Raw genomic sequence first — 22,608 nt, 5'->3', positions numbered from 1 at the left:
TATTGTATTATAGAAATATCTATTTTGTCGTTCTCATTTTTCTTTTTATCTTACAAATAGGCAAGAAGTTCTTTTACTTGTTCATAAGTTGTACACGGATTCCCTCGAAATACGTATGTAATTTGTTCATCACCCAAATCTTCATATACAACTGTCCCGCGATCAGGGTTCGAATAAAACTCTAATCCATTTATAATTTGTTTTGGGCCATAATTCATTGTCCAAGAAGAAACAGGATAGTACGCTTTGTTTTTATGCCGACAAACCCAAAGTGCGTATAGTTTACTATCTTCGTCCCAGTATACATACTGTATTTCATCATTTCCGAAACCAACTGATTCAAGTTTCCAACTTAACTTTTCATGAATTGATAATTTAACATAGGATACGTCTTCGGGAGCATTCCACTCACGACATCTTCCTATCTCACCCATTTTACCTCTCTTCGCTTGAAAGCTTAATAAGTGAAATGGTGTATGTAATATCCTTTTCGCAAGCTCCATATTTACCGGTTGTAATTCAATTAGAAATCGTTCCATTTCATCTTGGTTTATATATCCGCTATCAACAGAAACTTCAATTTGTGTTTTCCATCGAGATGTAACGTAACTTTCTTTTCCTTTATAATTTACACCTTTCCAATACACAAGCCATTTATATTGAAAACAATCTCCTTTTGCTTGAGAAATGCAGGTATCTGGAAATACTGGCTCCATTATATCAAGAAAAAATTCCTTTACCCGAAACATACTATTTGGCGTAACAATCTGAAACCAAAAAGTTTCCCACTTTTCACCTTCATAACGTTCTGAAACTTTTTCAACTTTCCAGCCTTCTAACAATACATTTGGATACAATAAAACGAATGAATGCATGGATTGCTTTAACATATATAGTCCCCTCCCGCTATACGAGTTCGAGAGTATACATCATTCATCCTCCTACAACTTTCTCACATACAACTCCGTACAACTCAGCTGCTGACACCCATTCTCTTCAAAAATATCCTTCATCCACTCATTTTGCACATTTGTCTCACCAATATAATAAGATGCACCTATTTCCTTTAAGACAAACATCGCACCTGCAAATAGTGCAGCTTCATATCCCTTGTTACGCATATTTGGAGTAACTGCGAAGTACATAAGTTTCCCTTCTTCTAACGTACCTCTTTCAATATGCGGGATTACAATTCCTATCGGCTCTTCATCGACACTCGCTGTTAAGCAATGTTCTTTCCATTGCTCACCAATTTCTTGTTCCATCATATTTACAAATTGCTCCGAAGCGACTTGTTCTCCCGTCACTTCCTTCCAAAGAGAATAAAAAGCATCTTCTCCTACTTCTTCAATAAGCTTAAAATCCATTTCACTTTCTACATCTTCTACTTCATATATATCCTTAAACACAATGATGTTTTCAGTAATATATTCAAATGAATACGTTTCGAAATATTTCTTATACACATCATAATTTGGGCTTTTTGAAGAAATCTCAATATGTATTTCTATTCCCTCTTTTTCAGCTTCAGCAACGCAATACTGCATGATTTCTTCTAATTGCTCTTCTGTAAAAACCTCTGCATTATTTTCTTTTATCATGATAGAAGAAGCACTTCTTCTTATTTTAAAATGTTTTTCTAACAGTTCTATAGTCGTCATATTCTTCCCTCATCTATGTCATACTCGAATTTCTACTCGTTCTCCTTGCATGAGCAGGATTGTCCTTGAATATATAGAATACTAGAAAAGATCGCATCTTTAAAGTGCGGAGGAGGTTCTCCATTGGATATTACAGCGCTGCAACAACAGTTAGAGCTTATACAACAAAATGATTATACGCAACTGCAACATATAGATATAAATGAGTTAACTTTAAACATGCTTCAATATATCGGAACGACTGACAGTTACGTTCGTTACCAACTTATATATAAATGTTTTGCTCATTTTATTCATCATGAATTCCTTATGGACGATCAACTGAAATTACTGTTACATACTTGCTTAAGTGATGAGTATTTATATTGTGACATTCACTCCCCACAAACAGATGGGGTTTTCACACGTTCTTACACTGTTTCGTTAATTGCATTAATACTCCAATTCGCTAACTCGCACTACTTTTTTACAGAGGAGGATATCGAGGAAATAAAAAACAAACTCATTACATATACAAACTTAGAAACTGATTTTCGAGGCTATATCGAAAATAAAGGATGGGCTCATTGTATAGCCCACGTATCTGATGCCTTTACTGAAATTGTTCACAATTCCTATACGACCTTCCAGTGGTATGAAGAGTTAATTCATTGTTTATTAAATAAAATTTTCATTCCGTCTGATCTTTTTCATAATAACGAAGATGAACGTATCGTGACGCCATTACTAGCAATGCTGTATCATGACCTCTCACAAGATACGTTAATTTCAATTATTCATAAAAAAATAAAAAGGCTTCCTCAAATTAGAAAACGCCTTTCACTTAATGAGTATTGTATTTTATGTGCGAACATTAAAACCTTTTTACGCACATTATTTTTTAGAACAAAAGATGATCATAACTTAGCCTTTACAGCACGTAAAACAGAAAGAATGTTAAAAGAACTTCCTAATTATTATTAAATGTAAGGAGAAACATTATGGGTTATATTGAAGACATGAGAAATCTAATAGGAAATCATCCACTTATTTTAATTGGTTCACACGCCATTATATTAAATGAAAAAGATGAAGTATTACTGCAGCTTCGGGCAGATTTTAACCGCTGGGGTATCATTGGCGGGGCCTTAGAATATAACGAAACACTCGAAGACGCTTTAAAGCGAGAAGTATTTGAAGAAACTGGGCTTATCATTAAAAATCCAAAACTATTCCGTACATACTCAGGACCAGATTACTTTCAAATTTATCCAAATGGCGATCAAGTACACGGTGTACTCGTTGTTTATATTTGCCGTGAATTCCAAGGGGAGCTTGTATGTGATCAAACAGAATCAAAAGAATTACGTTTCTTTCCGCTGGATGAATTGCCTAGTACTCTTCATCCAGTCATTGAGGGGATTCTTCGCGATTTTCATCACTCCAATTAAAAATAGAAATACAACAACCTCATTTCCCGTCATTACAACGTGAAATGAGGTTGTTTTCGTTCACCGTAAATCCCTATTTCCCCAAAATGATATTAACGTTCTCTTTCTACAACTTTATATTCCTTTACAAAAAGTATAGTTATATAAGAAATAATAAATGCAAAAATAGTATACATGCCAACCCAAAAGAAAAATGATGGATCATACAATGCAACATTTAAAATAAGAAAAATAAGAAATGTTACAATTGGCATCACGTAAAATGTACCCATTTTATATGTCCCAGCTATTGATATAATACAAATAAACAATGGATATATACAAAAAATAATAATTGACTCACTCAATGTTATGTCCCCTTTCTGAAGAAATAATAGATTTCTCGCAAACATTTTGGGGAACAACAAGTTTTATACTTTTTTCAATTATTACTACATAATTAGATTGTTATCTCAATCTGATTTCCTTCAGGATCACTTACTACACTTTCATAATAACCGTCTCCTGTAGTACGCGGGCCATTTAACACAGGATAGCCTGCTCCTCTTAACATATCCGTTAATTGATTCACTTTTTCTTTACTACCTACAGAAAAAGCAATATGCGCATATCCTATCGTTTGTGTTTGTACTGTCTCGTCTATCCCTACTTGCCTCATAAGTTCTAGACGCGCCCCACCTTCAAAAGTTATAAAATAAGATTCAAACTGCTTTTTCGGATTGTGATATAAGCTATTTTCTTCGCCACCAAAGTACTGTTTATAAAAATCATGCATTCTTTCTAAATCATTCACCCAAATCGCTACATGTTCAATTTTCATAATCGACACCTTTTCTTTTATGTTATTCAACTGACAATTGGATGCTTCATTGCCAGTACATTTAATTTTCTTTCTTTGTTTTCGTAATCATAAGATCAAGTCCAAGACTTTTTAATCCATATAAATAATCTTCTTTCCAGTTGCTCACTGTTATTTTCGGAATATGTTCTGCCGGAATGTACTGCGGACAAGTTTTTACAATTTGATCTATTACAAATTGGTTCACTTCATCATCACAGAAAATAAAGGCATGAGGGTTAATAATAGCTATAAATGTAGAAATTAAACGGGTCATAGCATCTATATTATATTCCTCTGGATTATCGGAATTTTCAGCTTCATCTCCACTTCTCAAAGCTTGCAAGAAATTTTTATTATCATACTGCGGAACGAAAGATATCTCTCCTGAAAAAAATGTACTTCCGCGTATGACATCTCCATTTACCATAATCCCGGCACCTGGACCGTTTTGACCCGCATACAAATATACAAGAGATGAATTGTCATAATTCCCCGTATTTTTATGATAGCCGAGCACTGCAGCATTCATATCGTTTTCTATTACTACCGGTATAGAGAATAGATCCTCCAAATGACTTTTCAAATTAAAATTTTGGAACTTCTCATATCCAGGAATGTAGAAAATACGCCCATTGTCTACCGCACCAGGCACTCCAATTGATATGGAACTTATTTTCGGAAACGTAGCTATTAGACTTTCTATTTGTCCTGTTAATAGACTTAGGCCCGTATCAATTAATACACTTGAAGTACTACCTTGTTCTTTTACTTCGCCTAAACAGTTAAAAATTGTATAGTTCGTCTCATTTCTCTCTAAAAATATCGCTAAGCCTAACATATATTCCGGATTATATTCATATCGTTTCGCTCTTCTTCCACCACTTGAATCATCTAAACCAGCTAAAGTGACTTCACCATCTTGTTTCATTTTTTCTATAAATTTACTTATTGTTGGAAAACTAATTTCTAATGTATTACTAAGTTCAACTTTCGTTGCACTACCTCGCTCTAGAAGAGCTGTACGAATGCCGCGAAGGATCGTTTCTTTAATCGATTTTTGAGTAACAAATTGTTCACTCAAATCGCTCACCACCTTAATCAACATACTTATTAAACACTTTTAATAAGTTGCGTTGACAATATATCATACATCATTTTCTAAAGCAATAGAGATGATATATTTTCGCTAGCACGCACTCCGTATTTAACTCGATGTATTCTCTCTCGTAACAGACGATATAATTCCAGACAAGAGAACAAATAATAAAACAGCTAGCAAGGCATTGCGTATTCCGAATGCTTCTCCCAGTATACCTAAAAATGGTGGTCCGGCTAAAAAGGCTGTAAAACCGATGATAGAAACTGTAGCAACATTAGAAGTGGCGTTTTCACTATCATCTCCAGCGGCTGAAAGACCAATTGGGAAACCTAACGCGGCACCAATTCCCCATAGCACGACACCAACTGAAAGAACATACGAGTTACTCCCAAATATTACGATTGAAATTCCTATAATCGCCATCATAATCGTAGCACGTACGACAGCGACACGACCGAACCGATCAAGGAAATAACTACTACACATACGAGCTAACGTCATTGCCGATACAAAAATAGTGTACATAATAGAACCTGTCACTACACTTTGTTCATGCCCGTCTACCATTATAATAGGTAGCCAATCATTTGCACTTCCTTCTGCAAATGCCATTCCTAGCACGAAAAGACCAATTAAAAGCACCTTTTTTTCCATACGTAAGGACGTACGCTTCGTGCCCTTTTTGTTCCGCGATTTCTCCTTTTTCCCTGTTCCATGCGGAAGAAAACGATACAACATACATACAAGTAATAAAGACACGGTAGAAACTGCAAAAAACTGATACATAATAGGGATGTGAAGCGAGGCAGCAACAGAACCGCTAAGCGCTCCTACTAAAGTTCCTACGCTAAAAAAGCCGTGAAATTTCGGTAGAAGTGTCGTTCCTAATTTCTGCTCAATTGACGAACCTTCTACATTCAATGCAACTTCTGCCAATCCATATCCTACTCCAAATACTAGTAAACTACTAAAAGCCCCCACGCTAGAAACAAAATAAATAGTAATACCTAAACAAAGCAATCCAATAATCATAAAAAACATACTGCCTATCATTACGTCCCTAGCTCCCCTGCAATCAATGAAACGACTTGCACTTAGTAGACCAATTATTGAACCGACAGATAGTCCGAATAAAATCCAACCCATTTCTGCATTTGATACAGCCAAAATATCGCGCACCGCTGCGGTTCTAGAGATCCATGTAGCAAACGCGACACCTGGCAAAGCAAATAAGAGGAATAGAGCGTTTCGAGAGGCCAGTAATGTCTTTGTATGATTGTCGGTACAATATTTCTTCATATGAAACACCTTTCAAATTGTCTATACGATAATTTACACTCTAATGAAAACACCTTTTATTCTTCTATCGTTTTAATAACTTTGGCTGGGTTACCTCCAACTACTACGTTATTAGGTACATCTTTTGTCACAACTGCTCCAGAAGCAATTACAGCATTATCTCCAATTGAAATACCAGGGTTAATAATAGCTCCCCCGCCAACCCAAACGTTGTTACCTATCTTTACAGGTTTTCCATATTCTTTGCCAGAGTTCCGTTCCGCCGCCTGTAACGGATGAGTAGCAGTATAAATATGAACACCAGGTGCAAACATGCAATTATCACCGATTCGCACTTCACAAACGTCTAAAATAACACAATTGAAATTCGAGAAAAAGTTCTTTCCGATGTGGATATTGTAACCATAATCACAACGAAAAGTAGGTTTAATGTGTGATATCCCATCAGCTGAAGAACCTAAAAGCTGATTCAATAAAGTAAAACGCCCCTCATCTCCTGTCTCCATAGCCTCGTTATAAAGACGTGTTAACCGTTTTGCTTCAGTCCTATCGGCTACTAATACTTCATCATCTGGCATATACATTTCTCCTGCCACCATCTTTTCTTTCTCGGTTTTCATACAATCATCTCCTTTATTATCGAATGAGCCCCACTTATTAAACCTCTTTAATAAGTGACTTTAATTATACTTATTAAACTCATTTAATAAGTACCCCTATATTAGCATACTTTTTCATATATGCAACTCATAAGTTTCAAAAGGACATGTAAACTCCTTATTTTACGTATCGATATGACGAATAATTTATATAGAAAAAACGAGAGAACGCTCAGCGTCCCCTCTCAAATCCAATCCGTTTTTTAATTTCTGCTAAATTTACCTTCGCAATAGCCCGTGCTCTCTCAGCACCTCTTTCTAACGCTTCATATAATAAATTTGGCTCATTCATATACATAGCGTATTTCTCCCGAGGACCTGCTAATTCACGATTTACAACGCGGAATAACTCTTTTTTCACATCGCCCCATCCAATTCCAGTCTCATACTTTTCACGCATCGACTGCATTTCATCCTCTGTCGCAAATTCTTTATATATTGTAAATAACGTTTCAAGCTCTTTCGGTTCATTTGGAAGTGAAGAATCTGTTTTGATTTTAAATATCAATTTTCGTAGTTTTTCTTGCTCTGCAAATAAAGGGATCACATTCCCATAACTTTTACTCATCTTCCTTCCATCAAGGCCAGGTAAAATAGCCCCTTCTTCTTGAATCACGTACTCTGGAAGTGTAAATGTCACGCCGAACGTATGATTAAAATACGTCGCAATATCACGAGCAATTTCAATATGCTGAATTTGATCTTTCCCGACAGGTACATGAGTAGCTTGAAATAATAAAATGTCAGCTGCCATTAAAATCGGATACGTATATAATCCCATATTCACTCCGGCATCAATCTCTAAACCCGCTTCTTTATTTTGCTCTACCTTCGCTTTGTATGCATGAGCACGGTTCATAAGGCCTTTCGGAGTTAGACAAGCTAATATCCAAGCTAATTCTAGAATCTCCGGCACTTCTGTTTGGCGGTAAAAAACAACATCTTCTCCAAGTCCAAGCGATAACCAAGTAGCTGCTACCTCTTTCGTATAACTACTGAACTGACTCGGATCATGTACAGCATTTAACGCATGATAATCAGCTATAAAATACAATGCTTGCCCTTCATTATTCTTTGACATGTATAGCGCAGGTTTAATCGCTCCAATGTAATTTCCTAAATGCGGATAACCTGTCGGCTTAATTCCTGTTAACATAATTTTTTCACTCATACTAACTCCTCCTTTCTCAAAATAAAAAGAGCCCTCATCCTTAAAAAGGACGAGAGACTCCCGCGGTACCACCTTAATTAGCTATCATTAGCTCACTTTAACTTCTTAACGTGAAGTAACCGTCTTTACCTACTCATTTCAGTTAGAAGCTCCAGAGCCCATTCCATATTCATCCCTTACTGATTTCCACCTCACATCAGCTCTCTGAAAAGTTTCGAATATGTACTCTTCTCTTTCATTGCTTTTCTTTATTTTTTACAGTTTATCACAATTTCCCTTTGTTTAAAACTGAATTTTCTATCTTATTCGACGATATTTGATTTACAATTCAAAAACTATTGTGATTAGCAAGCCATTCTTAATAAAAAGAGCTAAAGCAGATTGATCTGTTGGTTCTGGTGCAAGAAATCTAGTAAACTTGGACATACTGGTACTATGACTCTAAAAAGGGTGTTATCAGTATGGGAAAGCAAAGAGTTTTTGCTCCGATTCAAATTATGAGATAGTTTGTTTTAACTTTTTTTACATTATCTAAAAAAGAACTTGTAGGGATTCCTACAAGTTCTTTTTGTTTTTCTGACTCTACTCCTATATGAATCAGCTATCAAAAAAGAATTCTTTAGTATTTTAAAGAGTTTTTTTAAATACTATTAAATTGCTATTAAAATATGAACTCAAAATGAGGATGATGTGAAATAGCTAAATTTTAGCTGCAATTGCTTTAATAGTTAATCATGGAAAGGAGGATTTTTATATCATGCAAAAATCTACAAAAACTTTTTATCTAAAAATTAAATTTTTCGGATTCAAAATGATTATCAACTATTCTTTATAAGAGAATGCAGCTTATGTTAATTTAAATACTAAAAGGTAGAATAATTTATCACTTCTACCTTTTAGTATTTAAATAAAAACAGCATTATTCCCAATCCTTTAACTGTTATCCATAACTCATCAATTCAAAATCATCAAATGTATTTTTTAACTAAGTATGGAGTTTACGAAATTCTATAGCAAAAGTTATCAAGAAAGTAGTAAGGGGGATAGTGTTTTCGTAATAAACAGGTTAAACAATAAGTAATCTGATTTAATTTTAAGAAAAGTTAATTTCGAAAAATGGCACTAATTTAGTAGATTTTTATGAATTAAACTTATATTATTATTTATATGAATATTCATCTGAAAGGAAGATAGCTGTCTCTGATATTATTAATACAATATTTATAAGTCATGCTCATAAAGGTAAAGAATATGATTGAGACAGCATTAGACATTTAAAAGTTTTCTACAACTCACAAGGACAAGATTTAATAAAAGAATAAAGAAAGAACGGTTCTTTTCTCCCTATGGGGAGAGAATCATTCCAATTCTTGGGGGAAGTTAAATGAAAAATGTGTTTATAAGCTATGGACATGATGAACATGCATGTTTAGCAGAACAGTTAAGAATCGATTTAGAAAAAGTCGGTTTTAATGTTTGGATTGATGGAAAAAGAATAAAAGTTCAGAATTATTGGGATAATTCCATCGAAAAAGGGATTGATCAATCTCACTGGATTATTGTCTTAATGACACCTCATTCAATGCGACGACCAGAGGGTGTTTGTTTAGACGAAATCAGCTATGCAAGATTTCAAGGCAAAGATATTGTGCCAATTATGGTCCAGCAAATTCAACCGCCTCTTCCAATTGCGCGAATTCAATGGCTGGATTTACAAAATTATCAGCAGAAAGAGCAGTACCAAAAAGGCTTTGAAGAGCTCTGCAAAGTGTTAAATAGAAATTATAAACTAGGCTTCGAAGGTGAACTTACACATTTAAGAGACATTCTAGCTCCTATGGACGATAAGGTGGAAATCGGGAGGCATATGGAAGGATTTATAGGGCGCGATTGGCTTTACAATCAATTCCAGGATTGGTTGGAAAACCCAAATGACTCTCGCGTCTTTTGGGTAAAAGGACAGGCGGGTGTAGGTAAATCAGCGTTTTCTGCAAAATTAGCTCTAGAATCGAAAAGCGTTGTCGGGGTTCACTTTTTCAAGCATAATGACAGCGACCGCAGGAATCCCAAACGTGCCCTATGTTCGTTAGCCTATTATTTAGCCACTCAAATACCGGAGTATATGGAGGAGCTCCAGAGTATTCCAGACTTAAGGCAAAGCAGTATTGCCGAAAAAAATCCAGTCGCACTTTTCAACTATCTGTTTGTAGAGCCTTTAAACAACATTTCCCCTCAAAAGCAACGTTGTGTATTAATTCTTGATGCACTTGATGAAGCTAAGGAAGTCTCTGAGTTGTTGCATGTGATTGGACAAGAATTTGATAAAATCCCTAATTGGTTAGGGCTTGTTATTACCAGTCGACCAGAAACGGATCTTGTTCGTCGTCTAGGCAATCTTAAGCCTTTTGTATTAGATACAATGGATACAAACAATATTAAAGATATTGAATCCTATTTAAAGAAAAATTTAGAGATAAATGGACTCCTATATAATGAAACCCAGATCGCTAAATTAATCCAGAAAAGTGAAGGAGTATTCCTTTACATAACGGAAATAATGAAGGAACTAAGAAATGAGAACCTTCATTTAGACAATCTTGATACTTTTCCGACTGGCTTAAAGATGATTTACTTAAATTTCTTTGAGCGGCAATTTCCAGACAAAATTGTTTACAGCAGAGATTACCGCCCACTCCTTGAATTAGTCATAGCTGCACTGGGTCCGCTTCCTACTCAGATTCCAAGAGAAATACTTGGCTGGGATGAATATCAAGAAGTAGAGATTCTGGAGGGAATTGGTAGCTTATTCTATTCAAACGATGACACCATCGAGCCATTTCATAAAAGTATCAAGGACTGGCTGATTGATAAAAAGTGGAGTTACCCTTATTGGATTGTTGAAAAAAATGGCCAACAGAAACTTATGGAGCATAGTAAAAAACAATATCTTGAAGGAACAACAGAATTACTAGACTATCAGGTAGCTCACTTCCATCAGCATCTCCTTCAAAATGAAGATTGGACGACCTTAAAAGATTTGTTAGCCGATAAAAAGTTTATTATTGCAAAAATTAAAGCTGGCCAATCAATGGAATTACTGGATTTTTACGAAGAAGTGATCCAACATCCTCATATTGATTTTGAGATTAGGATTGATATAGAAGATAATTTCAGAATGGTTCGACTACCAATCCTATTTGATATGCATGATCACTTTGCTATAAATTAAGGGATAGACCCAATCAGCCAAGGCTTTTTCAAAAAAGCCTTGGCTGATTCACATGTGTCCTCCCCCCCGCGTGATCACAGTCGATAAGAATCCAGCTTATCCTGTAGCTATTCAAGAATTAGAAGAAGAAAAAAGCATGCCTTCTGGCACACAAATAAGGCAACAGAAGTACCTAAATAATATCATTGAGCAAGACCATCGCTTTATAAAGAAGCGAGTTCGTTCTATATTAGGATTAAAATCGTTCCAAACTGCCAAAAAAATATTAAGTGGTATAGAAGCAATGCATATGCTTCGAAAAAAGAAAATTTTTCTTACGGGAGAGATCTGTCCAAAATCAGACAGAGTTTATACATCTATTGTTTGGGCTTACAGCATGGGATAGGATCCCGAAGGAATCTATTCGTTTTTTCAAACTGTTGTTATATTTGCACCAGAACCGATCTGTTTTAGCTCTTTTCCCTCTACGTATTCAACTTAACAAACCTATAACCATGCGTAACTAACACTTTCAATATCGCATACCCTGGAATTGCTAAAATAATTCCCATAATCCCAAATAAGTTTCCAGCAGTTAAAATGATAAATATGATTGTAATCGGATGAATGTCTAATTTTTTCCCCATGACTTGCGGAGAAATAAACTTACCCTCTGCTAATTGTACAACCATCATAACGATAATTACTTTTAAAACCATTGCTGGCGAGTCAATAAATGCGATAATTAAGGCTGGTGTAATCGCAATAACTGGTCCTACGTACGGAACGATATTTACAATCATCGCTAAAATTGCAAGTAATACAGCATATTTTATTCCTATAATAAGATAACCAATTAATAACATTATACCGATAAACAAGCTAACGATAATTTGCCCTCTAATATATGAGCTAATCGCATAATGCATATCATCTAATATATTCTTCGCAGCCGGTTGCCTTTGCTCTGAAATAAACTTTAAAAAATGATTTGGTAATTGTTCACCATCTTTTAAAAGATAGAACAATATAAATGGAACCATTACAAACGTTAAAACGACCTCTGTAACAGTACTTAAAAATCCGGTTACATTCCCAGTTACTGATGATATCGATTTCGTAAAATTAACTGTATAGTCTTTTACTATACTCGCTACATCAATATTTAAATTCTCCTGAATTTTACCGAGTACATTACTTTCCCCGAATCTACGTGCTGCTCGTTCGATTTCATGACCGAAATACGGTACGTTTTTTATTAACGCATCAATTTGATCTCGAATAATTGGGATTACCGTTACAACTAAAAATACAAATAATCCTAGTACGATTAAATATATTGAAGCTATCGATACAATTCTCGATACACCTTTCTTTTCTAAAAGCGAAACAAATGGATGTAAAATATAAAATAGTACGCCCGCTAATAATACCGGGAAGAAAATTGTTTTTAAAAAGACAATAAACGGAGTAAATACAAAGGAGATTTTTGTTAGTAATAATATATTAATAAATAATAATGCAAATCCAAGTAAAACCGCTAAATAATTTTGTTCTCTAAAAAACTTTTTCAACTTATCTCTTTTTCTTACATTTTCTTTATCCAACGAAACCACCTCTTTGAATCATGAAAAGCCCTTATCTAGGGCCTTTCAGCATAATCTATATCTCTATTTCCTTGCAGCTTTCACTACAAATGATACAATAAGAATTAATACGATTGCTCCTAATAATGCTGGCACAACATGAATTCCACCAAATGATGGCCCAAAAGATCCAAATAATCTACCACCTAGCGAAGCACCTAATAAACCAGCAATAATATTTCCTAACATACCACCTGGAAAATTTTTACCCGTTATAGAACTAGCAATTGCACCTATAATAGCACCAACTATTAATGTGATAATCCATCCCATTTTTAGTCCTCCATTTCTATTATAGTTGTATGATTCAATACGAAAATATGTATTTATCAATACTAACTATATTTCACTATAGAAATATACCTACTACTATTTTACGTATGGAGATACATATATTATATGCAAAACAGAAAAACATTGTCAAACTTACCCAACAATCAATTATATTGATATAATTATTTTAAAGGAGGAGTCATATTTTATGATTCATAAATTACTTTCCCATTCTTATGAAGTAGCAACATCCATTTTACAAGTTCAAATTCCAGCTTATAAAGTTGAAGCAATTTATTTAAACAGTACTGCAATCCCTCGTTTATATGATACTGTAAACGATATTCAACATTGCGATGAAACATTCTATGGATATTTTTCTGAACATAAACTTGTCGGCTTTATTTCTTTTATACACGAAGAGAATCTAATTGATATTCACCGACTCGTTGTATCGCCTGATTTTTTTCAAAAAGGAGTCGCAACGAAACTGCTACTTTATATTTTTAACATGTTCCCTTCTTCCATGACATACATTGTACAAACAGGTAAAGCGAATACCCCTGCTATTACATTATATAAAAAACACGGATTCATTACAGTATCAGATACAATACTTCCTGACGGCATGATTCTTACACAGTTAAAAAGACAGAAAAAATAAAATAATTTGACTTGTTCGTCTCTTTATGTTATTTTTTACTTTATAAAACCTTTTGCTGAATCCAAATTTTGGAGCGGGGGAACCATTTTTGTAGCTATGCTACTTGGGGCGAATCTTTTTTAAGTAGGGAAACTCTCACTTCCCGAGTCCGACAGCTAACCTCGTAAGCGTAATGGGAGAGGAAGGTGCTTTTTGCCTATGTTACACAGTGTACCTCCTTAATTATAAATATGGAATCGATACCAATAGACACCTATATTTATAGAAAAGGAGACATGTATAATGTTACGTTTATCTGATCACGCAATAAAAATGATGGAGCAAAGACTTCGACTCGAACAACACCGCACATATCAAGCGAATAAAGTTGTTGATAACTTACATCACAAATACTTTTTTCAGCATATTTTTCAACCGAAAAGATAAAGAAATTGTTCATTTAACATCAAAAACACAAGGTGTGTCTATAAAGACATTCCTTGTGTTTTTTATTCCTTATAATATTCTCACTACATTTAAACTTGCTGTAGTAGTGCCTGCTATAGTCGTTACATGCCCTACACCTAACGGGCCATTTTGTAATACAAATGTTGAATTAGCACTCGTTACATTCACAAGAAGCGTATTTGAAATGGATGGTTCTAGCACTATAGTTGATGTCGTTACATTTTGTATAAAACTCCCTGTTACTTGTGTTCCATTTAATAACAACCTTACAGATACAGTCTCATTCCCACCAGTCGCGTCCCCTTGGAAATAGTAACTTACTAAATATATTCCAGGGGTAGATACTGTGACAGTTGTGGCGTTAGTTAACGATACACCAGTTCCATACACGGTAGATCCACTATTAATTGGAATGTTAGCATTTGCAGCAATGGCGCTTGTTGAGGTAGAAAAGAAGTAACCACCACCTGTCGACATTGCAGATGCGCCGGTTGTTCCAGTTAAGCCAGTTGGACCCGTTGCACCAGTTGGGCCCGTTACTCCGGTTGCTCCAGTTGGACCAGTTGCTCCTCTTATTCCTTGTATACCTGTCGGACCGGTTGCTCCAGTCACTCCAGTCGTTCCAGTTGGGCCGGTTGGGCCGGTTACCCCTTGGGGACCTTGTATACCTTGTAGTCCTTGTGAACCTGTTTCTCCAGTCGGACCCGTTGCTCCAGTTGCACCGGTTATCCCTTGTGGTCCTTGTATACCTTGGATTCCTTGGGGACCAGTCGTTCCAGTCGGACCCGCCTGACCAGTTGCACCGGTTACTCCTTGTGGACCTTGTGTTCCTTGTGGGCCTTGGGGACCGGTTGCTCCCGTCAGACCTGTTACTCCCGTCGGACCGGTTGAACCTGTCGACCCTGTTATTCCTTGCACTCCTTGTGGGCCTGTTGGCCCTGTTGGACCGATTGGACCTTGTATACCCTGTATTCCTTGGATTCCCTGCGGACCTACTGGGCCTTGAGGACCTTGTGTTCCTTGAATTCCTTGTGGACCGGTTGCTCCCGTTGCACCTGTTGGGCCTTGTATCCCTTGCACTCCTTGGATTCCTGTCGCTCCGGTCGGACCTATCCCCCCTTGTGGACCCTGTATTCCTTGGATTCCTTGCGGACCAGTTGGACCGGTAACACCACTCGGACCTTGTACTCCTTGCACTCCTTGCGGACCCGTCGGACCGATTGGACCTTGTATTCCTTGTACCCCCTGTAAACCGGTTGGGCCTGTTACTCCTCTTACTCCTTGCTCACCTTGTATACCTTGTATTCCTTGTGGACCCGTTGGACCAATTGGTCCCTGCGCCCCTTGCACTCCTTGTTGACCCGCCTGACCAGTTGGACCAATTGGACCTTGTATGCCTTGTATTCCCTGTGGACCAGTCGGACCGGTTACTCCTTGTATCCCTTGAGGACCCTGTATTCCTTGATCACCAGTTGGACCCGTTGGACCGATTTGCCCCTGTACCCCTTGCAAACCTGTTAAACCGGTTGCACCGGTTGGGCCCATTACGCCTTGCACTCCTTGTAGTCCAGTCGCTCCAGTTGCACCTGTTGCTCCAGTTGCACCTGTTGCTCCGGCCGGACCAGTTGGGCCTCCCGGCGATCCTGCTGGACCTGTCGGACCGGTTGGACCTCCCGGTGGACCGGTTGGGCCTGTTGCTCCGGTTGGACCAGTTGCAGAACCTGTTGGGCCAGTTATCCCAGTTGATCCTGTCGGACCGGTTGCACCCGGGTCTCCTTGCAAACCTGTTGCTCCCGTTGGGCCAATTTCACCTTGCACTCCTTGTATCCCTTGAGAACCTGTTGGACCGACTTGCCCCATCTCACCTTGAGGACCTTGTAAACCTTGAACACCAGTTTCTCCTTGCACTCCTATTGGTCCCTGTTCCCCTTGAATCCCTTGAGGTCCTGTTGGGCCTGTTGGGCCTATCGGTCCCTGTATTCCTTGTATTCCTGTTACACCTTGTAAACCACTGCTTCCTAAATTCCCTTGAATACCTTGTATACCAGTATTTCCTGTTGGGCCAGTCGGACCAATTTCACCTTGCACTCCTTGTATACCTTGTATTCCAGTTGGACCCGTCGAACCGACTTCACCTTGCATACCTTGTATACCTTGTATTCCGGTTGAACCAGTTTCCCCCATTGGACCAGGCATTCCTTGTATACCTTGTATTCCCTGTGGACCAGTTGGGCCCCTTTCCCCTTGAATTCCTTGAACACCTTGTATTCCCTGTGGACCTTGTTCCCCCATTGGCCCTTGGCTCCCTTGAGCACCTTGTGGTCCAGTTAAACCCGCCTGACCCATTGGACCATTTTCTCCCTGCACCCCTTGCACTCCTTGAATCCCTGTCGGACCAGTTGGACCAATCGGCCCTTGTACCCCTTGATTTCCTTGCGGTCCAGTCGGTCCACCTAAAGAACCTGTTGGACCAGTTGGTCCAGTGGGCCCCGTAATACCGTCCGGTGGAAAAGGAATAGGTGCTTGAAACTTACTACACTTATCTTGATTTTTCACAAGCATCTCCTCCCGTTTGTAACGCATCAAACTATTTGTAATATGTTTAAGCTAGCTGTTATTACTCCCGCTAATGTCGTTACATGCCCAATAGCTAATGGACCATTTTGTAATGACAAAGTGGAATTTGAAGAAGTAACTTGAATGATCATCGTATTAGAAATCGCTGGTTCCAATACAAAACCTGCTGTAACATAAAAAATAAAACTCCCTGCGACTTGTGTTCCATTTAACGTCAGCCTTACTGAAATCGTTTCATTCCCACTAGTTGGATCACCTTGAAAATAATAACTTACTAAATATATTCCCGGTGTACTTAACGTTATAGTTGTTGCATTTGTCAAACTTACACCAGAACCAAAAATTGTAGATCCAGAATTGATTGGTATGAGCGCATTAGCTGCAATGTTACTCGTTGCTGTAGAAAAGAAATAACCGCCACCACTAGGTAAGCCAGTCGCTCCAGTCGCTCCTACTATTCCTGAGAAACCTATAGATCCACTCCCCCCTGTTGCACCTATAGGTCCCGTCGCTCCAATCAATCCTTGAATACCTTGCGCTCCACCAGGTCCTGTACTACCACTAGCCCCTGTCATTCCTATTACACCGGCCTGACCTTGCAAGCCCTGAATACCTTGCATTCCTTGTATTCCTTGTGAACCTGTTACTCCTGTATTTCCTGTCGATCCCGTTATCCCTTGTAGCCCTATCATTCCTTGAACACCTTGCACTCCTTGTAATCCATCCGCTCCTGTTTCTCCCGTCGCCCCCGTCGCTCCTGTTTCACCAATCATTCCAGCGTTTCCTTGTGAACCTTGGGGACCTTGACTACCCTGTGCTCCTTGTACTCCTTGTGGGCCCGTTATCCCATCTTCCCCTATATTCCCTTGGGGACCTCTCGTTCCTTGCGCACCTGTCGGACCTGTTATCCCTTGTATACCTTGAACACCTTGTGCCCCTTGAGGACCTGTTGGACCTACTATCCCTTGTAACCCTTGAGACCCTTGCAAACCAATAGCACCTGTCGGGCCTGTTGTCCCTTGAACTCCTTGAAGGCCTTGAGGCCCTTGAGCACCCGTCAATCCAATCGCCCCTTGATTACCTTGCACTCCTTGTATTCCTTGCGCTCCAGCTGCTCCTGTTTCTCCTCTAATTCCTTGCATTCCTTGTATTCCTTGTGCTCCTGTTGGACCAGTTGCTCCTCTTATCCCTTGTATACCTTGTGCCCCTTCTGCTCCTGTTGGGCCGGTCACACCTGTAGTACCTTGTATTCCTTGCACTCCTTGTGCCCCCGTTGAACCAGTTGCTCCTCTTATCCCTTGTATGCCTTGTGCCCCTTCTGCTCCTGTTGGACCAGTCACGCCTGCAGTACCTTGTATTCCTCGTACCCCTTCAATACCCGTGGCTCCTCTTATCCCTTGAACACCTTGAATACCTTGTGCTCCTTGAAATCCAATTGCACCAGTTATACCTTGAGAACCTTGAGCACCTCTTACACCTTGGGGACCAGTCGGACCTGTTATTCCCCGCACTCCTTGCGCTCCTATTGCCCCAACTCCTCCTGTTATTCCTTGAGGTCCAATCGCTCCAGTCGGACCAGTTGGTCCCCCGGGCGGTCCTGGTGGACCTGATGGACCAGTCACTCCACTAGACGGCCCAATTGGACCGGTTGTTCCCCTCGGTCCACCCGGAGGTCCTACTGGGCCTTGCATACCAACACTCCCTGTTGCTCCTGTCTGCCCCCTAAGTCCTTTTCTCCCTTGAAACCCGGTTGCTCCAACTACTCCTTGTATGCCTTGAACACCTTGCATACCTTGCATACCTGTTACACCTGTTATCCCCTTTATTCCACTTATACCTTGTGGACCTTGCATACCTATAGGACCTGTTATACCTGTTATACCTTGTATTCCTTCTAAACCTTGTGGACCTTGTTCTCCAGTAATCCCTTGTATTCCTTTTGGACCTTCTTCTCCCTGTATACCAGTAGCCCCTTCTTCTCCTTGTATTCCTTGCACGCCTTGAGAACCTTGGGGACCTGTTACACCTGAGATGCCCGTTTCCCCCATATCCCCTTGCATACCTTGTGCTCCCGTTTGTCCTTGCTCCCCCATTTCTCCTTGTAGACCTTGAGAACCTTGTAGACCTTGACTACCAGATGGACCTTGCACTCCTTGTATCCCTTCTAACCCTTGTACTCCAATATCACCAGTTGGACCTTGGTTTCCAATTAATCCTTGAGGACCTTGTAAACCAATTGGACCAGTAATTCCTTGCTCTCCGGTATCTCCAGTGACTCCTTGTATTCCTTGAGCTCCTATTGTCCCTCTCGGACCTTGTATTCCTTGTATACCTTGAGGACCTTGTGGACCAGATGCTCCTCTAGGCCCAACCACTCCTGTAGGCCCAACCGGACCTTCATGCCCTCCGGTTGGGCCAATTGGGCCACTGTTACCAGTTGGTCCAGGTGCTCCTACAAGCGGAAGAGGCAGTGCCACTCCAAATTTTTTACAATTTCTATGATGACGCACAACAATCCCCCTTCCCCAAAATACTTATACTTCTTATATGAAATGCATTTTTATATAAAAAGTACATAATTGACCTCATTTTAAAAAAAATAAAGAAGCCTATCATTTCATGTATTTGAAATGATAGGCTTCTTTTATAACACACTTTACTTTCTCGCCTTAATAATAAAAGTAGTTGGCACCATTCTAGCTTTATGTCAACTACCCCCACTGAGATAAAACGTTTCAGTGGGGGCTTGAGTTAGAACACTAGGTCTTTTCGTCTATCGCTAGACAGGTTGACGCTCTAGCATTCATGCTACCCTACGGTAAGGTAACACCCCAAGTATATTTTTGGTTGGTACTGGCAACGAACGATTGTTTTCCCACTTGCACCACCCTTTCGAAAAAGAGCCGTTCTCCCTTGAGGAAGAAGCCACCACTCAGATGAATCTGGCGTGTGCTACAAGCCCCGACAAGTCGCGTACACATGGATGGTTGACACACCCACTAAGCTATGCGTGAAGCAATAGCCTTACGTTTTTGCACTTCTAATAGAATCGGCGTTTTCACTTTGAGATTTTCATCTAATTCTACAACTCTTGATTTTTGCAATGTATTCAGCGCACCATTAATATCCGCATGGATACATATGCCTGCTTTACTTTGATACAGACCACGCGTGATTCGTTTGCCACTAAAACGATAATGGGTCCTATCATCCTTAGCCCAAACTGGAACCGGATCCTTATCCAGAAAACTAGCTTTTGAAGTATAGCTTTCTTCTTGTTTTACAAATCGGATACCTTCTTTTATACATTTATTCTCAATTGCTGCCATCAGTTTATGAAATGGGATTTGAACAAACTTTTGATTATTCTTTTTCCCCATATCTAATTTTTGTTTCCAGCCAGCGTTATACCCTACAATAATCGTATCTATATCGAATTCTTGCGCTTTTTTGAACAACAAGCCTACCGTTTGTGAAATGTAACCGTTTATTTGTTGTTCTCGTCTATGCCAAAGTGCAGCCATTTTATTCGTTACAATTCGTTTCGAAAGTCCGTTTTCCACATTTTTCAATTGCAGATTACGTATCATTTTGTTGAAGTATTGGTTAATGGATTTTAATTTTTTCCCATCAATTAAAAATGCATCACCTGTATTTGTCACACAACTTACTAATCTATCTACACCTAAATCGCAACTCAAAGCGTTACTCGTAGTCGTGGATGGTTTCTTCATTTGAGAAACGTGCATTTCATATGTGTAATGCACCTCAAAGAACCGACCTTTTTGCTTCGGTACAATCTCAATGTAGGAGATTTTTTTATTTCTTAAATTTTTTGGCATACGTATTTTAATAGAACCGAATTTTTTTCTAAATGCAACATTCATTGGAATGATCCAATACCCGTTCTCATCCACTTTTGGCACTTGATAGATTTCAATGATTCGTTTGTCAGTGGAACGAGAATAATTTGGAAACTTCGGACGACCTGTGAACTTCTCAGGATTTTTCTTCCACTGTTCCAACGCTTTAAAAAAGCTTTTCACTTCTGTAAATAAGGCTCTACGAATCGCTTGAACAGAGTTTGATTGAACACCCCAGTAGTTCATATCAGCCTGCATGGCATTGTCCACTTCTTTTACAGTAGCCATTTTATTATGGATCAAATAACTTTGTTTAATGGTGTACAATCCAACATTTCGTAACGCTTTTGAACTATGCGACATGCGCTGAAGTAAACGAAATTCTTTAGCTGTGAGGCAAGCTCGTCCGATATTCTGTTTCTGCGTGAATCGTTGTACTGTTTCTCTTTTCTTTTGTTTCCGTAAGACTTTCACTGCTTTCTTTCTAGCCATTTTTTTCACCACCTTTCTCAGAGAGTTCATTACAATTATTTCTTTCCTAAGATCGTGTTTTTTTCTTAGAAAAGAAATAATTTTGTAACTGTTAATTACTTTTGACAAATCAATATTTAGAACGAAACAAAATGTGAACATGGTCTTCATCGTAATTCTTTTTGGTTCAAGTAGCCAAATGATTATGATTATCATTATCTAATTTCGTTATCCTACGATATATTCCCTCCTTATCTAGGGCAGATTATATCGTAAGACAAAAGAAACAAAATTGTTTCGTCTACCTATTGACGGCAATTCATCTCCACCTGAATTGTTGGGCTTCACCCGTAACACAAATCAGATGGAGTCTTCTTGCCGAAAAGGATAAAAAATTTCTTTCTCCTGTCTACATTTCGGTTGAAATAGAAGCTAAAACACATGAACTTACAACGATAAGTAAACTTTTTAGTCTCCCTTAAATTGGATATATAGTCCACTTGTTTTTACATATTATGGTGCAATTAAAATAAGTACTGGCAAAATATTTATGCTCCACACTAGCAGCCTAGCAATGCCAAAATCAAAAATCACTTGAAATCAGGGGATGTTATGAAAAAGAAATTAATTGTTCTACTATTCATCGGAATCATATTATCCGGATGTTCAACTATAGAAAAAAGTATTTAGACACCGGCAACGGCAGTATGGAATTATTAACACCAACGATTACAACAAAAGATAATGAATTAGAAATTAAGACTGAGGGTATTGATGAAAATAAAGTAACTTTTATTTATGTTGCCAATAAAAAAGTATTGGAACAAAACATAAAAATGGTGAACCTTACAAACTTAACATTAAAGATATCAAGCATGCTCATAGGACCGACTACAAGCCAAGAGTTCAACTTGTTCAGACTACAGATGATCATACAGATGGAGAAATGGTAACCTTTAAACAAGTTAGATATACAGTTAAAAAAAATTAATTTAAATGCAATAAAAGAAAATATATCTATAAAGGAAGAAACAGAAAGGGTAATACTGTGAAAAAACGATGGATTTCTTGGTGGATCGGTAACATATTTTGAGTTATCCTTTTTGGAATACGGGCAGCTATTATTTGGCTGCGAGATGTTGATGGTGCTGGTGTTACTCAAACATCCGAAATTAAACCAATATCATTAATAGTTTTATTAATCTCGTTTATCCTACTGATATTCATTCAAGTTATATGGCTAATCATTAATTTGAGAGGAGACCGTTAAAAAAAAGAGAGGAATCTTTTTCAAAATAG

Annotated in this window: 19 protein-coding genes, 2 pseudogenes, 1 riboswitch and 1 other annotated feature; of the genes and pseudogenes, 8 read left to right on the top strand and 13 right to left on the bottom strand. The window is 38.3% G+C overall.

Annotation, left to right across the window (positions count from 1 at the left end):
• Positions 1–50: 50 nt before the first annotated feature.
• The gene (locus EUC40_RS10340; protein ID WP_156574869.1) at positions 51–890 is read right to left on the bottom strand and encodes a hypothetical protein; all 840 of its coding nucleotides are present in this window, start codon (positions 888–890) and stop codon (positions 51–53) included.
• Between the two features lie 51 nt (positions 891–941).
• Positions 942–1,661, bottom strand: a complete 720-nt coding sequence (locus EUC40_RS10335) for a GNAT family N-acetyltransferase (RefSeq protein WP_156574868.1) — start codon at positions 1,659–1,661, stop codon at positions 942–944.
• 123 nt (positions 1,662–1,784) lie between these two features.
• Between EUC40_RS10335 and EUC40_RS10330 the strand changes: the two genes are divergently transcribed.
• Together EUC40_RS10330 and EUC40_RS10325 are read left to right on the top strand one after the other, a co-directional pair.
• Positions 1,785–2,624, top strand: coding sequence for a DUF2785 domain-containing protein (locus EUC40_RS10330; RefSeq protein ID WP_156574865.1), 840 nt, complete (start codon positions 1,785–1,787; stop codon positions 2,622–2,624).
• A 17-nt stretch (positions 2,625–2,641) separates the two neighbouring features.
• Complete coding sequence (locus EUC40_RS10325) at positions 2,642–3,091, top strand: NUDIX hydrolase (RefSeq protein ID WP_156574863.1); 450 nt, start codon at positions 2,642–2,644, stop codon at positions 3,089–3,091.
• Positions 3,092–3,183: 92 nt separating this feature from the next.
• Here the strand turns inward: EUC40_RS10325 and EUC40_RS10320 are convergent, their stop codons facing one another.
• The 6 genes from EUC40_RS10320 to EUC40_RS10295 form a co-directional block, all read right to left on the bottom strand.
• On the bottom strand, positions 3,184–3,438 hold the full coding sequence (locus tag EUC40_RS10320; protein WP_156574861.1) for a YbeF family protein: 255 nt from the start codon (positions 3,436–3,438) through the stop codon (positions 3,184–3,186).
• Positions 3,439–3,530: 92 nt separating this feature from the next.
• Positions 3,531–3,911 (bottom strand): VOC family protein, encoded by a 381-nt coding sequence (locus EUC40_RS10315; protein WP_156574859.1) that lies wholly within the window; start codon positions 3,909–3,911, stop codon positions 3,531–3,533.
• Positions 3,912–3,972: 61 nt separating this feature from the next.
• Complete coding sequence (locus EUC40_RS10310; RefSeq protein WP_156574857.1) at positions 3,973–5,013, bottom strand: ROK family transcriptional regulator; 1,041 nt, start codon at positions 5,011–5,013, stop codon at positions 3,973–3,975.
• Between the two features lie 123 nt (positions 5,014–5,136).
• Complete coding sequence (locus EUC40_RS10305; RefSeq protein ID WP_156574855.1) at positions 5,137–6,330, bottom strand: MFS transporter; 1,194 nt, start codon at positions 6,328–6,330, stop codon at positions 5,137–5,139.
• Positions 6,331–6,386: 56 nt separating this feature from the next.
• On the bottom strand, positions 6,387–6,950 hold the full coding sequence (locus EUC40_RS10300) for a maltose acetyltransferase domain-containing protein (RefSeq protein WP_156574854.1): 564 nt from the start codon (positions 6,948–6,950) through the stop codon (positions 6,387–6,389).
• 211 nt (positions 6,951–7,161) lie between these two features.
• Positions 7,162–8,160: a tryptophan--tRNA ligase gene (locus tag EUC40_RS10295; RefSeq protein ID WP_071711606.1), complete on the bottom strand. Its 999-nt coding sequence runs from the start codon at positions 8,158–8,160 to the stop codon at positions 7,162–7,164.
• 42 nt (positions 8,161–8,202) lie between these two features.
• Positions 8,203–8,408 (bottom strand) — a binding site (T-box leader).
• A 1,136-nt stretch (positions 8,409–9,544) separates the two neighbouring features.
• Here EUC40_RS10295 and EUC40_RS10290 point away from each other — a divergent pair.
• Positions 9,545–11,389, top strand: a complete 1,845-nt coding sequence (locus tag EUC40_RS10290; protein ID WP_156574852.1) for a P-loop domain-containing protein — start codon at positions 9,545–9,547, stop codon at positions 11,387–11,389.
• A 24-nt stretch (positions 11,390–11,413) separates the two neighbouring features.
• Positions 11,414–11,766, top strand: a pseudogene (locus EUC40_RS10285) (DDE-type integrase/transposase/recombinase); the annotation flags it as partial.
• 87 nt (positions 11,767–11,853) lie between these two features.
• Here EUC40_RS10285 and EUC40_RS10280 read toward each other — a convergent pair.
• Together EUC40_RS10280 and EUC40_RS10275 are read right to left on the bottom strand one after the other, a co-directional pair.
• Positions 11,854–12,975, bottom strand: a complete 1,122-nt coding sequence (locus EUC40_RS10280; protein ID WP_071711607.1) for an AI-2E family transporter — start codon at positions 12,973–12,975, stop codon at positions 11,854–11,856.
• 63 nt (positions 12,976–13,038) lie between these two features.
• Positions 13,039–13,287, bottom strand: coding sequence for a GlsB/YeaQ/YmgE family stress response membrane protein (locus EUC40_RS10275; protein ID WP_071711608.1), 249 nt, complete (start codon positions 13,285–13,287; stop codon positions 13,039–13,041).
• Positions 13,288–13,495: 208 nt separating this feature from the next.
• Between EUC40_RS10275 and EUC40_RS10270 the strand changes: the two genes are divergently transcribed.
• Positions 13,496–13,951 (top strand): GNAT family N-acetyltransferase, encoded by a 456-nt coding sequence (locus tag EUC40_RS10270; RefSeq protein WP_071711609.1) that lies wholly within the window; start codon positions 13,496–13,498, stop codon positions 13,949–13,951.
• Between the two features lie 43 nt (positions 13,952–13,994).
• Positions 13,995–14,137, top strand: a riboswitch (cyclic di-AMP (ydaO/yuaA leader).
• A gap of 96 nt (positions 14,138–14,233) precedes the next feature.
• On the top strand, positions 14,234–14,377 hold the full coding sequence (locus EUC40_RS26910; RefSeq protein ID WP_000945246.1) for a hypothetical protein: 144 nt from the start codon (positions 14,234–14,236) through the stop codon (positions 14,375–14,377).
• Between the two features lie 69 nt (positions 14,378–14,446).
• On the opposite strand, the gene EUC40_RS10265 is transcribed toward EUC40_RS26910, so the two are convergent.
• The 3 genes from EUC40_RS10265 to EUC40_RS10255 all read right to left on the bottom strand — a co-directional run bounded on the left by EUC40_RS10265 (position 14,447) and on the right by EUC40_RS10255 (position 21,330).
• Entirely contained in the window at positions 14,447–16,960 is a 2,514-nt protein-coding gene (locus EUC40_RS10265) for a BC_3345 family exosporium-associated protein (protein WP_156574850.1), read from the bottom strand.
• A gap of 20 nt (positions 16,961–16,980) precedes the next feature.
• Entirely contained in the window at positions 16,981–19,485 is a 2,505-nt protein-coding gene (locus EUC40_RS10260; RefSeq protein ID WP_156574848.1) for a collagen-like protein, read from the bottom strand.
• A gap of 489 nt (positions 19,486–19,974) precedes the next feature.
• Positions 19,975–21,330, bottom strand: coding sequence for an RNA-guided endonuclease TnpB family protein (locus tag EUC40_RS10255; RefSeq protein WP_156574846.1), 1,356 nt, complete (start codon positions 21,328–21,330; stop codon positions 19,975–19,977).
• Between the two features lie 591 nt (positions 21,331–21,921).
• On the opposite strand from EUC40_RS10255, the pseudogene EUC40_RS10250 reads away from it, so the two are divergent.
• Both EUC40_RS10250 and EUC40_RS10245 read left to right on the top strand, forming a co-directional pair.
• Positions 21,922–22,300, top strand: a pseudogene (locus tag EUC40_RS10250) (hypothetical protein).
• A 105-nt stretch (positions 22,301–22,405) separates the two neighbouring features.
• A complete protein-coding gene (locus EUC40_RS10245) occupies positions 22,406–22,579 on the top strand; it encodes a DUF3923 family protein (protein WP_244322200.1) in 174 nt (57 codons plus the stop codon).
• The last annotated feature ends 29 nt before the right edge of the window (positions 22,580–22,608 follow it).

This window comes from Bacillus luti (genome assembly GCF_009739945.1).
GTDB classification, from domain to species: Bacteria; Bacillota; Bacilli; order Bacillales; family Bacillaceae_G; genus Bacillus_A; species Bacillus_A luti.
Note: the sequence above shows the minus strand (reverse complement) of the source record. Positions and strands in the feature narration are given on the sequence as shown.